Raw genomic sequence first — 19,409 nt, 5'->3', positions numbered from 1 at the left:
GCTGGCGGCCGCTGCGCAGAACATCAAGAAGATCGCAATGGCAATGACCAAAGCCCCGAACCGAGCCTGGGCATAAGGGCACAGGTGCGATGGAGACCACGAAAATCTACGAACAAAACACCACCTGAGCGCGCACCTTAGAAACTGGAAAACCCGCCGAGGAAAAATCGGCGGGTTTGTCAGCGGTCTGAGGGCGCCTGAAGGCGCCCTTTCTGATTCAGGATTGCGATCCGCGATCGGCCAACGAAGGCGCGTTCGATGACGAATTCGGCCGGCTTGTTCTCACTGAAACGTGAGATGTAACCTTGGACGCTCTCCGACACAGTGACGCTATTCGACGTTTCCGTCGTTTAGCGGTCATGCATCAAGGAGACGCTACCGTTTGGAAAACAGGCCTTCTGATTTCCCTCGCACTCACAACAATTGCCAACGCCGCGTCCGCCCAAGACATGAGCAAGTTACCGGATGGCGAGATAACGCGCTCTGGACGCTATTCGGCATGGCTTGTTGGCCCGACCAACATCTATGCGCATGGAGCACTTGGCGACGCGATCGAGGCGGGCGGATTTGTCATTGAGCAGAACGGTTCAAGGCTCCTCTTTCGTCTGCCGGCGGATCAGGTCTTTGAGGACCGGCGGGTTCGGCTCGCAGACGTGGATGGAGATGGCAGTCCGGAAGCCTTGATCGTTCGGGCTGATCTGACGCGCGGCGCATCCCTTGTTCTCTACAAAATCAAGGAAGACAGTATCGAGCTGATGGCGGAAAGTGAGCCTATCGGTCAGAGAAATCGCTGGCTCAATCCCGTCGGCATTGCCGATTTCAGCGGCTCAGGCGAGCTTCTCGCCGCAGCAGTCGTCACCCCGCATCTGAGCGGATCGCTGCGCTTCTACCGCATCGAGGGCAAACGGCTTGTCAATCTGGGTGGCATTGACGGTGTGACAAACCACATCAACGGCAGTCGGGATCTGGACCTCTCGCATGTTGCAGACCTGGACGGCGACGGCAGCATGGAAATCGTTCTGCCCTCGCTGGACAGGACGCGGTTGGTCGCGGTGTCCGTTCGCCAAGGACACGCCAAAATCGAGATGGAATGGCAGGTGCCCTCGCCGATTCAACGGATGAGCCCTGCCAGCGACGGGACTGTCGAACTCGAACTGGCCAACGGACAAAGACCGATCGTCGAACTGCAGAAATGAAAACGCCCGGCGCAATGGCCGGGCATAAAGTCAAAACTGTGATTTCGATCAGCCGACGAAGGCGCGTTCGATGACGAATTCGGCCGGCTTGTTGTTGGCGCCTTCGGTGAGGCCGGCCTTTTCCAAGAGTTCCTTGGTGTCCTTCAGCATCGCGGTCGAGCCGCAGATCATGCCGCGATCGATCGCGGGATCAAGCGGGGGAACGCCGAGATCGGTGAACATCTTGCCGTTTGCGATCAGGTCCGTGATGCGGCCCTGGAAGGGATAGTCTTCACGGGTGACCGTCGCATAGTGCTTGAGCTTGTCGCCGACGAGTTCGGCGAGGAACTCGTGGTTCTTGATCTCGTCCACGAGGTCAAAGCCGTATTTCAGCTCGGCGACGTCGCGGCAGGTATGGGTGAGGATGACTTCCTCGAACTTCTCATAGGTCTCGGGATCGCGGATCAGGCTCGCGAAGGGCGCGATGCCGGTGCCGGTCGAGAACATGTACAGGCGCTTGCCGGGGGTGAGCGCGTCGAGCACCAGCGTGCCGGTCGGCTTCTTGCGCATCAGGACCTTGTCACCCGGCTGAATGCGCTGCAGGTGCTGGGTGAGCGGACCGTTCGGCACCTTGATCGAGAAGAATTCGAGTTCTTCATCCCAAGACGGGCTGGCAATCGAATAGGCGCGGTAGATCGGCTTTCCCTCGACCATCAGGCCGATCATGGCGAATTCGCCCGAACGGAAACGGAAGCCGGCCGGTCGCGTCATGCGGAAGCGGAAGAGATGGTCGGTGTAATGCGTCACGCTCAGCACCGTCTCGGCGAATACGCCTTCGGGTACGATCAGTTCGGCATTGTCGGTCTTCACAGGAGCATTCATAGGCGGTCGGTCCTATCGTTCTGTCGATTGGGAAGAGCCTATAATCCAGACCGTCCCATTCCACAATTCAGCCGGCATGCAGATTTCGCAGCCGAGATATCCATTAAAGCGAAGGCGGCATCCTTGACCGAGGTCAATTCGCCGCCCGTACCTAGCGTTGTTTATAGATCTCAGGCGCCAGTGGAGCCGAGGCGACGCCAGCTGAAACCACCGACCGCTTCGGAATCCCGAGCCGTCGGCTGGTAACGCTGGGCAACGCCCGTGAGACAGTTTTCGGAAAGCCTGCGCTGGGCAACTGGGTTGGTAACGGCGAAGCTGTCGAAGCCGGTGCGCAGCATCAAGGGCACCTGGTCGATCAGCACGTCGCCGACGGCACGAAGCTCGCCGGTGTAACCCAGGCGGTCGCGCAGCAGCGTTGCATGGCTGAAGCCACGGCCATCGTTGAAGGCCGGGAAGGCCACGGCGATCAGCGCGATACGGTCGAGATGCGGCTCGAGTTTCTTTACGTCATCGGCGGGCGCGATGAGAACGCCGAGGCCGACGTCATTGGTTTCAGCGACCGCTTCGAGGAAGGCATCCAGCGGCAGAAGGGCTTTTTCGGCCTCTCCTGCCTTGCGCTCTTCCGTCTCGGTCACCCAGATGTCGCCGTCGACGAAACCGGTTTCTTTCCAGATCTTGGTCATAGTTTTTCCAGTCTCACGCGGCTTCGGCGGAAGCGTTGCCGTAGAGTGCGTCCTTGAACGGCTTGGGACCGACGCGGCGATAGGCTTCGAGGAAGGTCTCCTTCGGGTCGATACGCAGGCCCAGATAGGTGTCGACGATCTTTTCGACGGCGTCGGTCACCTTTTCCGGCTCGAAGCCGCGACCGATGATCTCGCCGATCGAGGAGTTCTCGTCGCCGGAACCGCCCAGCGTGATCTGGTAGAGCTCGGCCCCCTTCTTCTCCACACCGAGCAGGCCGATATGGCCGACATGGTGGTGGCCGCAGGCATTGATGCAGCCGGAGATCTTGATCTTGAGTTCACCGATCTCTTCCTGGCGGGCCTGGGAGCCGAAGCGCTCCGAGATCGCCTGGGCGACCGGAATGGAGCGCGCATTGGCGAGCGCGCAGTAGTCCAAGCCGGGACAGGCAATCATGTCAGTGATCAGGTTGGAATTGGCGGTCGCCAGCCCTGCCTTTTCCAGCGCCTGATAGAGCGGATAGAGATCACCCTTGGCGACATGCGGCAGGATCAGGTTCTGTTCGTGGCTGACGCGGATCTCGTCGAAGGCGTAGCGCTCGGCGAGATCGGCCACCAGATCCATCTGCGCATCCGAAGCGTCGCCCGGCGTGCCGCCGATCGGCTTCAGCGAGATCGTTACCATGGCGTGGTCGGGATGGCGGTGTTCCTGGACGTTGTGACGGACCCAGGAACCGAAAGCGGGATCGGCTTTCTGGGCACGGGCAAGCGCCTCCCAACCGTCGGGGCGGGCGGTGAGTGCCGGCGGGGCGAAATAGGTTTCGATGGCGCGGATATCGCCTTCCGGCAGCTTCAGTTCGCTGTCCTGGATTTCGGCAAACTCAGCGTCCACCTGACGCGTCAGTTCTTCGACACCGGTCTCGTGGACGAGGATCTTGATGCGCGCCTTGTACTTGTTGTCGCGGCGGCCATGCAGGTTGTACACGCGCACGATCGCGGTGATGTAGGTCAGCAGATCTTCCTCGGGCAGGAAGTCGCGGATCTTCTTGGCGATCAGCGGCGTGCGGCCCTGGCCACCGCCGACATAGACGGCAAAGCCGAGTTCGCCGGCCTCGTTCTTCTTCAGCTGCAGGCCGATGTCATGCACCTGGATTGCGGCACGGTCCTTGTCGGCGCCGGTAACGGCAATCTTGAACTTGCGCGGCAGGAAGGAGAATTCCGGATGCAGCGAGGACCACTGGCGCAGGATCTCGGCATAGGGGCGCGGATCGGCAACTTCATCGGCAGCAGCGCCGGCGAAATGGTCGGCCGTCACGTTTCGGATGCAGTTGCCCGAGGTCTGGATGGCGTGCATCTCGACGCTTGCGAGATCTTCCAGGATAGCCGGCGTGTCCGAGAGCTTCGGCCAGTTGTACTGGATGTTCTGGCGGGTGGTGAAGTGACCATAACCACGGTCATACTTCCGCGCGATATGCGCCAGCATGCGCATCTGCCTGGAATTCAACGTGCCATAGGGAATGGCGACGCGCAGCATGTAAGCATGAAGCTGGAGATAGACGCCGTTCATCAGGCGCAGCGGCTTGAATGCGTCTTCCGCAAGCTCACCCGACAGGCGGCGGGCCACCTGGTCGCGGAACTGTTCTACGCGCGCCGACACAAAAGCGTGGTCGAATTCGTCATAACGATACATGTCTTACCTCAGGCCTCAAGCCGCGATGAATGCAGGGTCGGCATAACCATGCCCTTCCGCATATGCAATGGTCGGACCTTCGGCCCGGATACGCTCGCGAAGGCGGAGCGGACGCAGCTTGCCATCCTTTTCCTCGATCTCGATGACGTTTACATCGACGACGAGATTGCTGGCGAATGCCTGCTTGCCGGCCGCTTCAAGGGCATCGACCGCCTCGGTGTGGCGCGCGACAAAGGCTTCCTGCAGACGCTCGGTCCACTGGCCATTGGCGTCCAGCCAGACGGCAATGCCGTCGGTCAGGCGGTTTGCTGTGAGAACCTTGTCTACCATCCTCAAATCCTTGCAAGTTGCGGTTCGGCCGGAGCGAGCGCGCCCAGCGGCTCGGAACGGCTGAAATCGGCGCCGGCGACAGCGTCGCCGATGATGACCATGACCGGACCTGATAGCTCGGTGCGAGCTTCCAGACCCGGCAATTCCTTCAATGTGCCATGCAGCAGGCGGCTGTCGCGACGCCCGGCATTCTCGACAACGGCTACCGTCGTGTCCTCGGCCAGCCCACCTGCCATCAAACGTTCGGCGACGGAGGCGGCAACCGTGCGGCCCATGTAGACGGCGACCGTTGCGCCCGACAGTGCAAGACGCGCCCAATCCGGCAGTACATTACCCTGAAGATCGTGGCCGGTTGTGAAGACGAGCGACGAAGAGACGCCGCGCAGCGTCAGCGGCAATTCGAAATCGGCGGCGGCGGCCAGCGCGGAGGTGACGCCCGGGACGATTTCATAGGCAATGCCTGCGTCACGCAGGGCAGCCATTTCCTCGCCGGCACGACCGAAGACCAGCGGATCGCCTGACTTCAGGCGAACAACGCGTTTACCGGCATGGCCGAGTTCGACGAGGAGCGCGTTGATTTCGCTTTGCGACTTCGAATGACAGCCCTTGCGCTTGCCAACGGGAATGCGCTCGGCATCGCGGCGGCCCATGTCGACCACTTCGCGTGGCACCAATGCGTCGTAGACGATGACGTCGCATTCCATCATCAGGCGATGGGCGCGCAGCGTCAGCAGATCCTCGGCACCCGGACCAGCACCGACGAGAAACACGCGGCCCTCAACGCGGTCAGCGGCAACACCCTTCAGGATGCGGGTCGCTTCGCGGCGGGCGAGGCTGATCTCGTCAGATTCAACGTGGTCTGCGACCTTGCCCTTAAAGAAGTCGCGCCAGAACAGCCGGCGCGGTGCTCCACGGGGCACGAGGCGGTCGACGGCGCGGCGATAGGAATTGGCGAGACGACCGAGCTTGCCGAGCGAACGCGGCAGGAGGCGATCAATGTCGGCGCGGATCATCTGCGCGAGCACAGGGCCCACGCCTTCCGTGCCGATCGCAACGGCAATCGGGGCGCGGTTGACGAGGGCGGGCGTGTAGAAATCGCAATAGTCGGGCTGGTCGACGGCATTGGCCGGAATACGCGCAGCGCGGGCGGCGGCTACGATCTCGCGGTCGAGAGCGCCCTCACCCGTTGCCGCAAACACCAGCCGCGCGCCATCCACCTGAGAGGGCTCGAACGGCCTGGCGATCTGCTCGATGGCGTTAGCCGCGAGGAAGGCAGCGTAGTCCTCTTCCGGGGCATCGGTGTAGGCGACGATGCGGGCTTCGGTGTTCTTCAGCAAGCGCGCCTTCGCATAGGCCTCGTCGCCGTTTCCGAAAACGGCGGTGACCTCATTCTCGACCTTGAAGAAGGCCGGAAAGACCGAAAGCTGTTTGTCCTGCTGTGCCATGAATCATCCGCTGCGAGAGTGCTGCACTATCGCGTTTTGTCTTTAACATTTGAAGAAACAGAAATTCCTTCGCCCTGCACCTTGCGTATTTCTGTCCTAGTGCCTCCGCCGTTGCGAGCAAAATGCACCGAGTTTCGCATCCATTGATCGCACGCCCGGGCTTACACCATCGAGCGTGCCAAAAAGTTGGAGACAGAGCATCATTTCCCTTTCGGCGGGCGCTCTGCAAGCGCTAGGATCGCATTGCACAAGACTGCGGAGCGCGCCACCTTGACCTCACCCGAACTTACCCGCCGACTTCTCGACGTGATCGAACACGACATTCTGCCCCTGACCGCCCGTGGTGTTGCCGCCGGCAACAAGGTGTTTGGCGCGGCCATCCTGCGCAAGTCGGATCTTTCGCTGGTGCTGGCCGAGACGAACAACGAGCTCGAAAACCCGCTCTGGCATGGCGAGGTGCATACGCTGAAACGCTTCTACGAACAGGGCGAGCGGCCAAACACCAAGGACCTGATTTTCCTTTCGACGCACGAACCCTGCACGATGTGCATGTCGGCGATCACCTGGGCGGGCTTTGACAACTTCTACTATTTCTTCAGCCATGAAGACAGTCGCGACGCCTTTGCGATCCCCCATGATCTGAAGATCCTCAAGGAAGTCTTCGGTCTGGAGCCCGGCGGCTATCGCCGGCAGAACGCCTTCTGGCTGAGCCATGCGATGATCGAGCTGGTGGCCTCCGCCAGCGACGCCGATCGGCCTGCCCTTTTCGAACAGGTGAGCCGGATCAAGGCGGAGTATGACCGGTTGTCGGAGAGCTATCAGTCGTCCAAGGGCGACAACGACATTCCGCTCAACTGAGCGAGCCATACGGGATTACCATGGAAGCCTCCACCGACATCAACCGCCTGCTCGAGATTATGGCGGCGCTGCGCCAGCCCGAGACGGGCTGCCCCTGGGACATCGTCCAGACATTCGAGACGATCAAACCCTATACGATCGAGGAGGCCTATGAGGTCGCCGATGCGATCGAGCGCAAGGATCCGGATGATCTCTGCGAGGAACTGGGCGACCTCTTGCTGCAGGTGGTCTTCCATGCCCGGATTGCCGAAGAGGCCGGACAGTTCAATTTCGGCGACGTCGTCGAAGCCATCACGCGCAAGATGATCCGGCGGCATCCGCATGTGTTTGCGCGCTCGGATGCCGATACGCCGGAAGCTGTGAAGGCGCAGTGGGACGCGATCAAGCAACAGGAGAAGGCGGAACGTCTCGCACGCCGCGCCGCCCGCGGCTCGGCGGATGATCCTGATACCGGCTATCTCGGCTCGGTGCAGCGCTCGTTTCCGGCACTCACCGAAGCGTTGAAGCTGCAGGAGCGAGCGGCAAAGGTCGGCTTCGACTGGTCTGAAGCTGCCCCCATCCTCGACAAGATCGAGGAGGAGATCGGCGAGTTGCGCGAGGCGCTGGCGGAAAACAGACCGGAGAAGGTCAAGGACGAACTCGGTGACCTGATCTTTGCGCTGGTCAATATCGGCCGGCATGTGGGGGCGGAACCCGAACAGGCACTGCGCGGGACGAATACGAAGTTCCGCAAACGATTCAGCTATATAGAAACATCTCTTCAGGCATCAGGTGAGACACTGGAGGCGGCTTCGCTGGAACGGATGGAAGAGCTGTGGCAGGCCGCGAAGGGCAGATAGAAGCCGATCGCCAATGTCGCCCGGAGCACTTACCGCTCCCAGTCTTCCTTATCCGTTGGCTTCTTGCCGCCAAGCTTGCGCTCAAGCTCCTGAGCCTGTCTGTCGGTCAGTCGGACGTCGAGGCTAACGGAGCCGTCTTCATGGTCCTCGCGCTCGCTGACCACAGCGTTTTCGTAGAGCCAGGAGATGACGGCGTGCTTGTCGGCGGGAATGGTGATGGTCGCCTCGGTCAGGACACCTGAAAGTCGTTGCGAGATCACGTCGAGCAGGGTGTCGACGCCCTCGCCGCTGATGGCGGAGACGGGCAGGACATTCTCGCGGCCGGCCGCCTTCTGCAACAGTCCGTCATGGTTTTCCGGGTCGAGACGGTCGATCTTGTTCCATATCTCGATGATGCGTTCCGAGCGTTCCTTCTCGTCGATGCCGAGATCGTCGAGGATGCGCAGGACATCGGCCGACTGGGCACCATTGTCCGGGTCCGACATGTCGCGGACATGCAGGATGAGATCGGCTTCCAGCACCTCTTCGAGTGTCGCTCGGAAAGCGGCAACGAGGTGGGTCGGCAAGTCGGAGATGAAACCGACGGTGTCGGACATGATGACGGTGCGGCCATGCGGCAGCTTCATGCGGCGAAGCGTCGGGTCGAGCGTTGCAAACAGCATGTCTTCAGCGAGCACACCTGCACCGGTGATGCGGTTGAACAGCGTCGACTTGCCGGCATTGGTATAACCGACCAGAGCGACTATCGGATGTGGCACCTTGCGGCGTTTGGCCCGGTGGAGCTGTCGGGTGCGGACCACCTGCTCAAGCTCGCGCTCGAGCTTGATGATCTTGTCCTGCAGCATGCGCCGGTCGGCTTCGATCTGGGTTTCACCCGGACCACCCATGAAGCCCGCGCCGCCGCGCTGGCGCTCAAGGTGGGTCCAGGAGCGGACCAGACGGCCCTTCTGGTAGTTCAGATGCGCGAGGTCGACCTGCAGCGTGCCTTCCTTGGTGGAGGCGCGGCGACCGAAGATTTCGAGGATAAGGCCCGTGCGGTCGATGACCTTGGCGCCCCATTCCTTCTCAAGATTGCGCTGCTGCACCGGGGTGAGCGGATGATCGACGATGACGAGGCCCGCGTCGAACTCGTCAAGCAGCGCCTTGACCTCGGCGATCTTGCCGGATCCCATGAGTGTTGCGGGTCGTGGCTGGCTGACTGTGACGATCAACCCTTGAACGATGGTCAGATCGATGGCGCGGGCAAGGCCGATCGCCTCTTCGAGACGCGCTTCATTCGAGCGGCTCGGGGCTGGTGGTGCGCCTTCGGGAAGTGGCTGCGCCTTTGCCTGCTTCAGGACCGGAACGAGCACGAGTGCCCGCATGTCATCCCGGCGCTTTTCGTCCTCCGGGATGATCGATTCGTTCTTTGTATCGCGGCTGGTGATGATCTCAGTCCTGTCCGGAAGAGGCTTCGTCGTTCTCGAACATCGTCATCGGCTGGCCGGGCATGATGGTCGAGATGGCGTGCTTGTAGACCAGCTGGGAATGGCCGTCGCGACGCAGGAGAACACAGAAATTGTCGAAGGATGTCACGACACCGGTGAGCTTCACGCCGTTGATCAGGAAGATCGTCAGCGAAATCTTCTGCTTTCGTACGGTGTTGAGGAAAAGATCCTGCAGATTCTGAGAACGTTCCGCCATGGCGCCGCTTCTTTCTTTTTTGCCGGTGCTTTGTCGACCGGTGTGATTATTGTTTGACAGCTGGTCCGCTTGGGGAATTGGCCCCTCGCCCCTCCGCCGAAAAAACGTGGTATCAAATCACCGTCTTTTCCGCAACGTCGAAAAAGGTGGAACGGATCCGTTCGGCCATGGCGCCCGGGTGGCCATTGGCGATCGGCTGGCCATCGATCTCGACGATCGGGAAGCAGATGCTGGTTGCAGCGGAAATAAAGACTTCGCGGGCCGAGAGCATCTCTTCACGGGAGAACTCGCGTTCCTGCACGTCGATGCCAAGCTTTGCCGTCACATCCATCAACCCGGTGCGGGTGATGCCGCGCAGGATGCCCTGTTCGGCAGGACGGGTGACAAGGACGCCGTCCTTGTCGACGATCCAGACATTGGTTGCTGCACCTTCAGTCACCATGCCCCGGGCGTCGACATAAATGGCTTCCTGTGCGCCCTTTTCCTTTGCCGCCTGACGGGCCATGGCATTGGGCAGCAGTCCGACGGTCTTGATATCGACGCGGTCCCAGCGATTGTCCGGAAGCGTGATTGCCTTCAGGCCGTTTTCATTCTTCTTCGCAATCACAGCCGGATCGGTGATCTTGGCTGTGATGACGAGGCTCGGCGGGGTATCCGGCGACGGATAGACGTGGTCCCGGCGGGCGACGCCGCGTGTCACCTGGAGATAAAACAGGCCGTTCTTCACCAGGTTGCGGCGGGCGACCTCGCGGATGACCTGGGTGAGTGCTGCCCGGCTCATCGGGCGCCTCATGGCAAGCTCCGACAGCGAGCGATCCAGGCGGTCCAGATGCCGGGTCAGATCAACGATCACGCCGTGGCGGATTTCACAGACCTCATAGACACCGTCGGCGAATTGATAGCCGCGATCCTCGATATGCACACCCGCCTCGGAATGCGGCAGATAGCGACCGTTGACATAGGCAATGCGCGGCATAGGGATGTGAACCTTCAGAAATACTGGATCGAAACGCGGAAGAGCTGCTCGACATGGCGAACGGCTTCCGCGGCGGCGAACAGGACCACGCGATCCTTCGCCTTGATCCTGGTCTCACCATTGGGACGGATTACGGTCTTGTCGCGCAGGATGGCGCCGATGCGCAGGCCTGGCGGCAATTCAAGCTCCCGGAAGGGCTTGCCGACGAGCGGCGAGGTTTCCAGCGCCTCCGCCTCGATCACTTCGGCCTTGCCCTTCTGGACGGCATAGACGGCGCGAATGCGGCCCTTGCGGACATGCTGCAAGACGCGGGAAATGGTGACGGCGCGCGGGTTGATGTGCGCATCGATCCCGATCGACGTCGCCAGTTCGTGGAAGGACGGGCTGTTGATCAGTGCCATGCCCGACTTGCAGCCGAGGCGCTTGGCCATGGCGGCGCTCAGGATATTGGTCTGGTCGTTGTTGGTCAGCGTCACCATCAGGTCGGCATCCTGGATGTCGGCCTGCTGGAGGATGTTCTGGTCGAGTGCCGATCCGTGGAGGACGATGCCGTCCTTCAGCTGGTCGGACACTGCAAGCGCGCGCTCACGGTCGTTCTCGATGATCTTTAGGCGAGTTTTCGGCTGCATCTCCTCGATGGCGCGGGCAACGTAGTAGCCGATATTGCCGCCACCAGCGATGACGATGCGACCGGCTTCCTGCTCCTCATGGCCGAAGAGACCGAGCGTGCGGCGGGCGTGGTCGCGCTGGCAGATGACATAGGCGAGGTCGCCGACCTGCAGGTGGTCCTGCGAGCGCACGACATTCAGGCGGCCGTTGCGGTAGATCGCGCAGACCGTCGCCATGAGGTCGGGAAAGAGTTCGCTCAGCTGGTTGAGCGGAGTGTCGACGACTGGGCAGTCCTCCATGCATTCGATGGCGAGCATGGCGATATGGTCGTCGGCGAAGCGCACAATGTCTGTGGCGCCGGGGAAGGAAATGCGGCGCAGAACCATCTTGCCGACTTCGATTTCCGGGGAAATCGTCACATCAATCGGCAGGTTGTCACGGCTGAAGAGATCGGAATATTCCGGCCGCAGATAGTTCTGCGAGCGAATACGCGCGATCTTGGTCGGGACGTTGAACAGCGAATGGGCGACCTGGCAGGCGGTCATGTTGATTTCGTCGTAGAGCGTGACGGCAATCAGCATTTCGGCCTGGTCGGCGCCGGCCCTCGCCAGCACATCCGGATGGGCGCCGTGACCGACATAGCCGCTCACGTCGAGTGTCTCGGTGATGTGCGAGACGAGCGACGCCGAGGTATCGATGACAGAGACGTCGTTGCCCTCCTGGGAAAGCCGTTCGGCAATGCCGTAACCGACCTGGCCCGCGCCGCAGATAATCACTTTCATGGTATGCTTCCCGCCCCAGGATCGGCTGTTTACCGGACTCGCTTCGACCGCTTATACGCCAAGCGACTTCAGTTTGCGATGGAGGGCCGAACGTTCCATGCCGACGAATTCCGCCGTGCGCGAAATGTTGCCGCCGAAGCGGTTGATCTGGGCAATCAGGTAATCCCGCTCGAACATTTCACGCGCCTCGCGCAGCGGAAGCGTCATGATGTGCATGTCGTTGCGAGCCGAGACCTTTGGCAGCATGTCGGAGAGATCCTGTGGAAGCATCTCCGCCGTGATCGGCGCCTCGGGACTGTCGCCCTGGGCCAGGATCATCAGGCGCTCAATGTTGTTGCGCAGCTGGCGGATATTGCCGGGCCAGTCATTGGCCTGGAGAACCGCCATGGCATCCTCGCCGATCTTGCGCTGGCGGATGCCCGCCTGTTCCGAGACCTGGCGCATGAACATGTCGACCAGGAAGGGGATGTCCTCGCGACGCTCGGCAAGCGCCGGCACCTTCACCGGCACGACGGCCAGGCGATGGAACAGGTCCTCACGGAACCGGCCCTCGGCGATCAGGCTTTCGAGATTGTAGGCGCTGGAGGAGATGATGCGGACATCGACCTTCACACGCTTGGAGCCACCCACGCGCTCGAACTGCTGTTCTACCAGCACGCGGAGAATCTTGTTCTGCGTTTCGCGCGGCATTTCGCCGATCTCGTCGAGATAGAGGATGCCGCGATGGGCCTCTTCCAGCGCACCGATGCGTCGGGGCTGACCAGGCGTGCCTTCCGTGCCGAAAAGCGCCATCTCCATCCGGTCAGGCGTAATCGCGGCCGCATTCAGAGACACGAAGGGCCCGCCCGATCGGGCCGATCGCTTGTGGAGCATGCGCGCCACCAGTTCCTTGCCGGAACCAGAAGGTCCGAAAATCATGATCCGGCTGTTGGTCGGCGCGACTTTCTCAATCGTCTGGCGCAGTTGCGAGACGGCAACCGAAGTGCCAATCAACTCAATCGCATCACCCGTACGGCGCTTCAGCTCGGACACCTCACGCTTGAGCTTGGAATTCTCAAGCGCGCGCTCGGCGATCAGGATGAGACGGTCGGCCTTGAAAGGCTTCTCGATGAAATCGAAGGCACCACGCTTGATGGCCGATACTGCCGTCTCGATGTTGCCGTGACCGGAGATCATCACGACCGGCAGGTCCGGATGGCGGGTCTTGATCTCGTCGAGCAGCGAGAGGCCATCAAGCCGGCTGCCCTGCATCCAGATATCGAGAAAGACGAGACGCGGCACACGGTCCGAGATGGCGGCAAGCGCACTGTCGGCGTCGTGGGCGGTGCGGGTCTCATGCCCCTCGTCGCTCAGGATGCCCGAGACGATCTCGCGAATGTCCTCTTCGTCGTCGACTACCAGAATGTCAGAGGCCATGGACCTTTTCCTTATCGCTTTCAGTGACCACGGCGGGGGCGTCTGCGCGCGGCAGGATGATGCGGATCATCGCACCCCTGCCCCGGTCGAAATCCACCGGTGCGTCGTGCAGCTCGAGCTGCCCGCCATGCTCTTCAATAATCTTTTTGACGATGGCGAGACCGAGGCCTGTACCCTTCTCCCGCATCGTCATGTAGGGTTCCAGAATTCGATGCCGGTTCTCCGTCGGCAGGCCGCGGCCGTTGTCAATCACGTCCACGGTGAACCGGTCGTGTTCGTGATCAAAGGAAGACCGCACGAGGATCTTGCCATGGCCGCCGAGTTCCTCCTTCGGAACGGCCTCGATTGCCTCAACGGCGTTCTTGACGATGTTGCCGACAGCCTGGGCCAGCATGCGTGCATCAAAGCTGCCTTCCAGAGGCTCAACACCAAACTCGCGCTGGAACTCGATATCGGCACTGCCAATCTCACGCAGGAACACCGCATCAGTCAGAATTTCACGCAGGTCTGAGCGCTGCTTTGTCGGCTTCGGCATCCGCGCGAAGGCCGAGAATTCATCGACCATCCGACCGATATCCTCGACCTGACGCACGATCGTATCGGTGCATTGGTTGAAGACGGCCTTGTCATCTTCGGCGATCTGCTTGCCATAGCGACGCTTAAGCCGCTCTGCCGAGAGCTGGATCGGGGTCAGCGGGTTCTTGATCTCATGGGCGATGCGGCGCGCGACATCGGCCCAGGCCGTCGAGCGCTGAGCGACGACCAGATCGGTGATGTCGTCGAGGGTGATCACGTAGGAATCCACGGAACCTCGGGTCTCCTCCCGTGTGACCTGGACATTCAGGGTGCGCTCCTTGCCGCCGCGGATCATGTTGATCTGCTCGCGATACTCACCGCGATGGCGCACGGCCGCTTCGGCAAGCACGCGGTCGACCTCAGGGGCGACGAGCGCCAGCTTCTGGCCGATCAATTGCTCGCCGGGCAAAGCCAGGAAATATTCCGCTGATGGATTGACGATTGTGATGATGCCGTCATCCTCGACACCGATGACTGCTGCCGTCACACCCGACAACACCGCTTCGATGAAACGGCGGCGATCGTCGACCTCGTCCTTGGCTTCCAGGATCTCGTCCCGCTGCGAGCGGATCTGCGAAACCATCTTATTGAAGGTGCGCGAGAGGCTGCCGACATCACCATCAGCGGCGCGCACGGGTACGATAACATTCAGATTGCCGGATGCGATGCTGTCGGCGGCGCCGATCAGCAAGCGGATGGGCCGCACGATCCGGTCCGCGACGGCGATTGCGGTCCAGATGGCGGCCAGCAGCACGATCAGTGCGAAACCGAGATAGAGAATGGCGAAAGCGATCTGCAACGTCGTTCGGCCGTCCTCCATCGACTGGTATTCGGCGGTGTTTTCTTCCATCTGGCGCATCGCCTGCATGACCTTCGGGTCAACGGCTCTGATGGTGTAGAGAAAAGTGCCCGAAATGCTTTCGAGCTTGATGATGGCACCGACGAGATTGGTCACGCCCGGCGGGATCAACGTTGGCTGGCCGGCCGCCGCACTCGACAATGCATCCCTCGGAATGGCCGGAAGGGGCTTTTCCGTGTCGATCTCCGCCTGGGTGATCGCCGAGCCATCCTCGCGGACCAGGAAGGCCCCGAGCATGCCCCGTCCCCGTGCCTGGCGGGTCATCAACTCGACGAAACCGGTGCGGTCGAGATAGAAGAGCGCACGATTGCGCTCCAGGTCATTCGCCATCGAGATGGTCTGGCCCTGCAGATAGCTGGCATTCTCCAGCATATATGCCTGGGCGACGTTCATGGACGATGAGACGATCGACTGGGTGCGAAGCGAGAACCAGCGGTCCAGCCCGACATTGAGTGTGATCGAGGCGAAGATCGCCACAAGGATCGCCGGCGTGATCGCGATGACGGAGAAGAGCGCGACGATACGAACATGCAGGCGAGCGGCCGCACGTCCGCGGTTGCGCGCCTTGAAGAGACGCATCACCTCACGACCGATAAGAAACATCAGGCCGACGATGAACAAGGAGTTGACGACAGCCGAGGCAATCAGCACACGCGAGGTCGGCTCGATGGGCGTCAAGCCGAGAAGGATCGGCAATGTCAAGGAGGCGCACAGCAGCGCTCCGCCCGCCAGCAGCAAGCCCGGCAACGCAAACGATGCACGCCGGTCATGGGCCAGAGCCGTATCGATGTCTGCTGCGGAGGCCTTCCTCGCGCGTGCCATCATTTCCCCCGGATCCGCGCAATTCGGATCTCATTGACGCGGCAACCAGAGCGGCAACCGTCGATTTTGTCTCTGCAAGGCTCAACGTGCCAACAACGCACGGCAGTCCCGTCCGTTACAAAGCAACGTGGCTTTTGAGCAACGCAATGTGGCGAAATTGCAACGGCAGTTCCGCTATTGTCAAGCTGAACGGGAACTCCGATAGACCGAGACGCCGAGTTCCCGGATCTTCTTGCGCAGCGTATTGCGGTTGAGGCCGAGCAGATCGGCTGCCTTGATCTGGTTTCCGCGGGTGGCGGTCAGGGCGGCCAGGATCAACGGATACTCCATCTCCGTCAGCACACGGTCGTAGAGGCCGGACGGCGGGAGGGCATCACCGAAGGAGGCGAAGTAGGTCCGCATGTTCTCCTCGACGGCCTGCGAGATCGTCATCGTGCCAGAGGGCATGCCGACTTTGGCGATCGGGCTGTCGGAGACATCAGCACGCAGTTCCTGCTCGACGATTTCGCGCGCGATCACATCTTGTGGATAAAGCGCCATCAGGCGGCGGACAACATTCTCAAGCTCGCGGACATTGCCCGGCCAGGCATAGGACTTCATCACTTCGAGCGCTTCGTGGTCGAAACGCTTCGAATCGAGACCTTCCTTTTCGCCCTGCTGGATGAAATGGCGGACGAGATCCGGAATGTCCTCGGCGCGGTCGCGCAGCGGCGGCAGGCGCAACGGCACGACGTTCAGGCGGTAATAGAGATCTTCGCGGAAGAGGCCCTGGTTGATCGACTGCTTCAGGTCCTTGTTGGTCGCAGCCACGATCCGCACGTCGGTACGGATCGGGGTACGGCCACCGACAGTGGTGTATTCGCCCTGCTGGAGGACACGGAGCAGACGGGTCTGAGCATCCATCGGCATGTCGCCGATTTCATCGAGGAAGAGTGTGCCGCCCTCGGCCTGCTCGAAGCGGCCGGTCGACCGGGTCTGGGCGCCGGTAAAGGCTCCCTTTTCGTGGCCGAAGAGTTCGGATTCGATCAGGTCTCGCGGGATGGCGGCCATGTTGATGGCGACGAAGGGACCGTTACGGCGCTTGCCGTAATCGTGCAGCGCCTTGGCGACCAATTCCTTACCAGTGCCCGATTCGCCGGTGATCATCAGCGTCAGGTCCGTCTGCATCAGGCGGGCGAGTACGCGGTAGATTTCCTGCATGGCGGCCGAGCGGCCGACGAGCGGCATGCCGTCCTGCATGTCGTCGTCGAGACGCGCCGGGCGCTTCTTCGGCTCCGACAGCGCGCGGCCGATGATCGCGATCAGCTCGGTGAGATCGAAGGGCTTGGGCAGGTAGTCATAGGCGCCCTTCTCGGAGGCCTTGATGGCGGTCATGAAGGTGTTCTGGGCGCTCATGACCAGAACTGGCAGGTCCGGCCGCGCCTTCTTGATGCGCGGCAACAGGTCGAAGGCATTCTCGTCCGGCATGATCACGTCAGTGACGACGAGATCCCCCTCGCCCGCCGATATCCAGCGCCACAGCGTGGCTGCGTTCGAAGTGATCCTGACGTCGTAACCCGCGCGGCTCAAGGCCTGGTTCAGCACCGTGCGGATCGCAGCATCGTCATCTGCAACAAGGATCGTGGCCGTCATCAGTTCGTTCCCGTGGATTTGGCAAGGGGCGCATCGTCGAGCGCCGTCTCTTTCGACATGGGCATGAGAACCCGGAAGGTGGTGCGGCTCGCCTGGCTGTCGCATTCAACAATGCCGCCGTGACCGCCGATGATCTTGGCTACCAGGGCGAGGCCGAGGCCCGAACCGTTCGTCTTCGTCGTGATGAAGGGATCGAAGAGATGCGGCAGCAGGTCGGACGGCACGCCCGGTCCATTGTCATGTACGCAGAATTCGAGTGGCAGAGAGATCTTCTCGCGCGAGCCGGCGACCGACAGGCGAATGCCCGGGCGATAGGCGGTCGTGAGCTGGATCTCGCCATCGGAACGCTCGCCGATCGCTTCCGCCGCGTTCTTGACCAGATTGAGAAAGACCTGAACGAGTTGGTCTCGGTTGGCGAAGACAGGCGGAAGTGAGGGGTCGTAGCTTTCGGTGATGCGGATGTTACGAGCAAAGCCCGCCTTGGCAACCGCCTTCACCTGGTCGAGCACGGAATGGATGTTGATCGACTGCCGGTCGACCGGGCGCTCGTCAGAGAAGACCTCCATGCGATCAACGAGCGACACGATGCGGTCGGTTTCGTCGCAGATCAGGCGGGTGAGAGCCCGGTCTTCGTCGGTGACCGCCGTCTCCAGCAACTGGGCAGCTCCACGAATGCCTGAGAGCGGATTCTTGATTTCATGGGCCAGCATCGAGGCGAGACCCGTCACGGAGCGGGCGGCAGCACGGTGCGTCAATTGGCGGTCGATCTTGTCGGCCATAGAGCGCTCCTGGAAGACCACCACCACATTGCCTGGCTGGCTCAGCACCGGCGCGACGTAGAGGTCGACGAGTTTCTCCTGGCCGAGACGCGGGGACGACAGGTCGACGCGGTATTCGTTGACCGGCGCACGGCGTTCACGCACCTGTTCGATCAGCGACAGCAGCGGACTGCCGAAGGGAATGAAGGTCGAGATGCGGTAGCGCGCCAAATGGGAAGCACTCGCGCCGAAGAAGGCTTCCGCCTCCCAATTGGCGAATGCGATATGGCCGTTTGCGTCGACCATGACCACCGGGTTCTGGATGGCGTTCAGCACGGCCATGGCAAGGCCATTGGTGCCCGCGTTGTCGTTCGCCGTCATGCGGCCTCCTGTCTGGCGCTGGCGCCGGCAACGCTCAAGAGCGCAAGCTCCAGAGCCTCGGCGACGAACCCGGCGTCCTTCGATGTCATGATTGCGGCCTTGGTTTCGCCCGCGAGATCTCTCGCATGGCGGTCAAGATACCAGCCGAGATGCTTGCGGGCGTGGCGGACGCCGACCTCGGAACCGTAGTGATCCAACATCATGCGGTAATGCTCAACGACGAGGCCGGGCAACTCAGATGCCTGCGGGCCGGCATGACCAGCCAGGATGCCAGCATGCCATGGCCGGCCCTGGCAGGAGCGCCCAACCATGACCGCATCGGCGCCGGAGCGACGCAGGATCTCCTGGGCATCCTCGACTGTCTCGACGTCACCATTGGCGATCAGCGGAATGCGGATGGCATCGCGAACAGCCGCGATGGCGCCCCAATCGGCGCGGCCTTCGTAAAACTGCATGCGGGTGCGGCCATGGACAGTGATCAATTGCACACCGGCGGCTTCCGCACGGGCCGCAATGTCAGGCGCGTTGATCGAGTTTTCGTCCCAGCCGAGCCGCATCTTGACGGTGACCGGGATCTTGACTGCTTTCACCGTCGCTTCGATCAACGACAAGGCGTGATCCGGTTCCCGCATCAATGCGGAGCCTGCATAACCACCGATCACCTTCTTGGCCGGGCAGCCCATGTTGATATCGATGATGTCGGCGCCGTTCGCCTCTGCAATGACAGCAGCCTCGGCCAGCCATTTTGCCTCGCGACCGGCAAGCTGGACCATGTGAGGCGTCAGCCCCGCCCCCTTGAGGCGCGACCAGCTTTCCGCTGCATTGAAGACGAGTTCGCGGCTTGCCACCATCTCGGTCACGACAAGCCCGGCACCAAAGCGAAAGGCCAGCTGTCGGAACGGAAGGTCGGTCACTCCGGACATCGGCGCAAGCACAAGCCGGTTCCGGACGGGAACCTTGCCGATGCTGAAGGGCGTGTCCAACGCGACGGAAATCAAATGATTATCTTTCAGGCA

The 19,409-nt window shown here is 61.4% G+C and carries 17 protein-coding genes; 3 read left to right on the top strand and 14 right to left on the bottom strand.

Annotated elements, in window-relative coordinates; translation table 11 throughout:
- Nucleotides 1-305 precede the first annotated feature (305 nt).
- Nucleotides 306-1,196 (top strand): hypothetical protein, encoded by an 891-nt coding sequence (locus tag J2045_RS11270; RefSeq protein ID WP_307372747.1) that lies wholly within the window; start codon nt 306-308, stop codon nt 1,194-1,196.
- 48 nt (nt 1,197-1,244) lie between these two features.
- On the opposite strand, the gene J2045_RS11265 is transcribed toward J2045_RS11270, so the two are convergent.
- The 5 genes from J2045_RS11265 to cysG form a co-directional block, all read right to left on the bottom strand.
- Nucleotides 1,245-2,057, bottom strand: a complete 813-nt coding sequence (locus tag J2045_RS11265) for a ferredoxin--NADP reductase (protein WP_307372745.1) — start codon at nt 2,055-2,057, stop codon at nt 1,245-1,247.
- A gap of 170 nt (nt 2,058-2,227) precedes the next feature.
- Nucleotides 2,228-2,740, bottom strand: coding sequence for a DUF934 domain-containing protein (locus tag J2045_RS11260; protein ID WP_307372743.1), 513 nt, complete (start codon nt 2,738-2,740; stop codon nt 2,228-2,230).
- A gap of 13 nt (nt 2,741-2,753) precedes the next feature.
- Entirely contained in the window at nt 2,754-4,427 is a 1,674-nt protein-coding gene (locus tag J2045_RS11255) for a nitrite/sulfite reductase (RefSeq protein WP_307372741.1), read from the bottom strand.
- Nucleotides 4,428-4,442: 15 nt separating this feature from the next.
- The gene (locus J2045_RS11250; protein WP_307372739.1) at nt 4,443-4,757 is read right to left on the bottom strand and encodes a DUF2849 domain-containing protein; all 315 of its coding nucleotides are present in this window, start codon (nt 4,755-4,757) and stop codon (nt 4,443-4,445) included.
- Between the two features lie 2 nt (nt 4,758-4,759).
- Nucleotides 4,760-6,202 carry a siroheme synthase CysG gene (gene cysG, locus J2045_RS11245; RefSeq protein WP_307372737.1) on the bottom strand — a complete coding sequence of 481 codons (1,443 nt, stop codon included), beginning with the start codon at nt 6,200-6,202 and terminating at the stop codon, nt 4,760-4,762.
- A gap of 270 nt (nt 6,203-6,472) precedes the next feature.
- Here cysG and J2045_RS11240 point away from each other — a divergent pair, with 270 nt between their 5' ends.
- On the top strand, nt 6,473-7,060 hold the full coding sequence (locus J2045_RS11240) for a deaminase (protein ID WP_307372735.1): 588 nt from the start codon (nt 6,473-6,475) through the stop codon (nt 7,058-7,060).
- A gap of 20 nt (nt 7,061-7,080) precedes the next feature.
- On the top strand, nt 7,081-7,899 hold the full coding sequence (gene mazG, locus J2045_RS11235; RefSeq protein WP_307372733.1) for a nucleoside triphosphate pyrophosphohydrolase: 819 nt from the start codon (nt 7,081-7,083) through the stop codon (nt 7,897-7,899).
- A gap of 29 nt (nt 7,900-7,928) precedes the next feature.
- On the opposite strand, the gene hflX is transcribed toward mazG, so the two are convergent.
- The 9 genes from hflX to dusB all read right to left on the bottom strand — a co-directional run bounded on the left by hflX (nt 7,929) and on the right by dusB (nt 19,391).
- The gene (gene hflX / locus J2045_RS11230; RefSeq protein ID WP_307372731.1) at nt 7,929-9,263 is read right to left on the bottom strand and encodes a GTPase HflX; all 1,335 of its coding nucleotides are present in this window, start codon (nt 9,261-9,263) and stop codon (nt 7,929-7,931) included.
- 67 nt (nt 9,264-9,330) lie between these two features.
- Nucleotides 9,331-9,582 carry an RNA chaperone Hfq gene (gene hfq / locus J2045_RS11225; protein WP_006728386.1) on the bottom strand — a complete coding sequence of 84 codons (252 nt, stop codon included), beginning with the start codon at nt 9,580-9,582 and terminating at the stop codon, nt 9,331-9,333.
- A gap of 112 nt (nt 9,583-9,694) precedes the next feature.
- Nucleotides 9,695-10,558 carry a D-amino-acid transaminase gene (locus J2045_RS11220; RefSeq protein ID WP_307372726.1) on the bottom strand — a complete coding sequence of 288 codons (864 nt, stop codon included), beginning with the start codon at nt 10,556-10,558 and terminating at the stop codon, nt 9,695-9,697.
- A gap of 14 nt (nt 10,559-10,572) precedes the next feature.
- Nucleotides 10,573-11,949: a Trk system potassium transporter TrkA gene (gene trkA / locus J2045_RS11215; RefSeq protein WP_307372724.1), complete on the bottom strand. Its 1,377-nt coding sequence runs from the start codon at nt 11,947-11,949 to the stop codon at nt 10,573-10,575.
- A 51-nt stretch (nt 11,950-12,000) separates the two neighbouring features.
- Nucleotides 12,001-13,365, bottom strand: a complete 1,365-nt coding sequence (gene ntrX / locus J2045_RS11210; protein WP_307372722.1) for a nitrogen assimilation response regulator NtrX — start codon at nt 13,363-13,365, stop codon at nt 12,001-12,003.
- Nucleotides 13,355-15,622: a sensor histidine kinase NtrY-like gene (locus tag J2045_RS11205; protein ID WP_307372720.1), complete on the bottom strand. Its 2,268-nt coding sequence runs from the start codon at nt 15,620-15,622 to the stop codon at nt 13,355-13,357. The genes ntrX and J2045_RS11205 overlap by 11 nt, the downstream gene beginning before the upstream one ends.
- Before the next feature lie 180 nt (nt 15,623-15,802).
- Nucleotides 15,803-17,254, bottom strand: a complete 1,452-nt coding sequence (ntrC, locus tag J2045_RS11200; RefSeq protein ID WP_166599314.1) for a nitrogen regulation protein NR(I) — start codon at nt 17,252-17,254, stop codon at nt 15,803-15,805.
- Nucleotides 17,254-18,393, bottom strand: a complete 1,140-nt coding sequence (locus J2045_RS11195; RefSeq protein WP_166599315.1) for a two-component system sensor histidine kinase NtrB — start codon at nt 18,391-18,393, stop codon at nt 17,254-17,256. Before J2045_RS11195 ends, ntrC begins: the two co-directional genes overlap by 1 nt.
- Entirely contained in the window at nt 18,390-19,391 is a 1,002-nt protein-coding gene (gene dusB / locus J2045_RS11190; protein ID WP_307372717.1) for a tRNA dihydrouridine synthase DusB, read from the bottom strand. The genes J2045_RS11195 and dusB overlap by 4 nt, the downstream gene beginning before the upstream one ends.
- Nucleotides 19,392-19,409: the final 18 nt, after the last annotated feature.

The sequence above is a fragment of the Peteryoungia aggregata LMG 23059 genome, assembly GCF_030814435.1.
GTDB classification, from domain to species: domain Bacteria; phylum Pseudomonadota; class Alphaproteobacteria; order Rhizobiales; family Rhizobiaceae; genus Allorhizobium; species Allorhizobium aggregatum.
The sequence above is the reverse complement of the archived record's forward strand: the minus strand, read 5'-3'. Positions and strand labels throughout refer to the sequence as shown.

Bases quoted from the DNA above. Each gene is read 5' to 3' on its own strand.
- J2045_RS11265 (WP_307372745.1), bottom strand. From the start codon at position 2,057: ATGAATGCTCCTGTGAAGACCGACAATGCCGAACTGATCGTACCCGAA.
- J2045_RS11260 (WP_307372743.1), bottom strand. From the start codon at position 2,740: ATGACCAAGATCTGGAAAGAAACCGGTTTCGTCGACGGCGACATCTGG.
- J2045_RS11255 (WP_307372741.1), bottom strand. From the start codon at position 4,427: ATGTATCGTTATGACGAATTCGACCACGCTTTTGTGTCGGCGCGCGTA.
- J2045_RS11250 (WP_307372739.1), bottom strand. From the start codon at position 4,757: ATGGTAGACAAGGTTCTCACAGCAAACCGCCTGACCGACGGCATTGCC.
- cysG (WP_307372737.1), bottom strand. From the start codon at position 6,202: ATGGCACAGCAGGACAAACAGCTTTCGGTCTTTCCGGCCTTCTTCAAG.
- mazG (WP_307372733.1), top strand. From the start codon at position 7,081: ATGGAAGCCTCCACCGACATCAACCGCCTGCTCGAGATTATGGCGGCG.
- hflX (WP_307372731.1), bottom strand. From the start codon at position 9,263: ATGCGGGCACTCGTGCTCGTTCCGGTCCTGAAGCAGGCAAAGGCGCAG.
- hfq (WP_006728386.1), bottom strand. From the start codon at position 9,582: ATGGCGGAACGTTCTCAGAATCTGCAGGATCTTTTCCTCAACACCGTA.
- J2045_RS11220 (WP_307372726.1), bottom strand. From the start codon at position 10,558: ATGCCGCGCATTGCCTATGTCAACGGTCGCTATCTGCCGCATTCCGAG.
- trkA (WP_307372724.1), bottom strand. From the start codon at position 11,949: ATGAAAGTGATTATCTGCGGCGCGGGCCAGGTCGGTTACGGCATTGCC.
- ntrX (WP_307372722.1), bottom strand. From the start codon at position 13,365: ATGGCCTCTGACATTCTGGTAGTCGACGACGAAGAGGACATTCGCGAG.
- J2045_RS11205 (WP_307372720.1), bottom strand. From the start codon at position 15,622: ATGGCACGCGCGAGGAAGGCCTCCGCAGCAGACATCGATACGGCTCTG.
- ntrC (WP_166599314.1), bottom strand. From the start codon at position 17,254: ATGACGGCCACGATCCTTGTTGCAGATGACGATGCTGCGATCCGCACG.
- J2045_RS11195 (WP_166599315.1), bottom strand. From the start codon at position 18,393: ATGACGGCGAACGACAACGCGGGCACCAATGGCCTTGCCATGGCCGTG.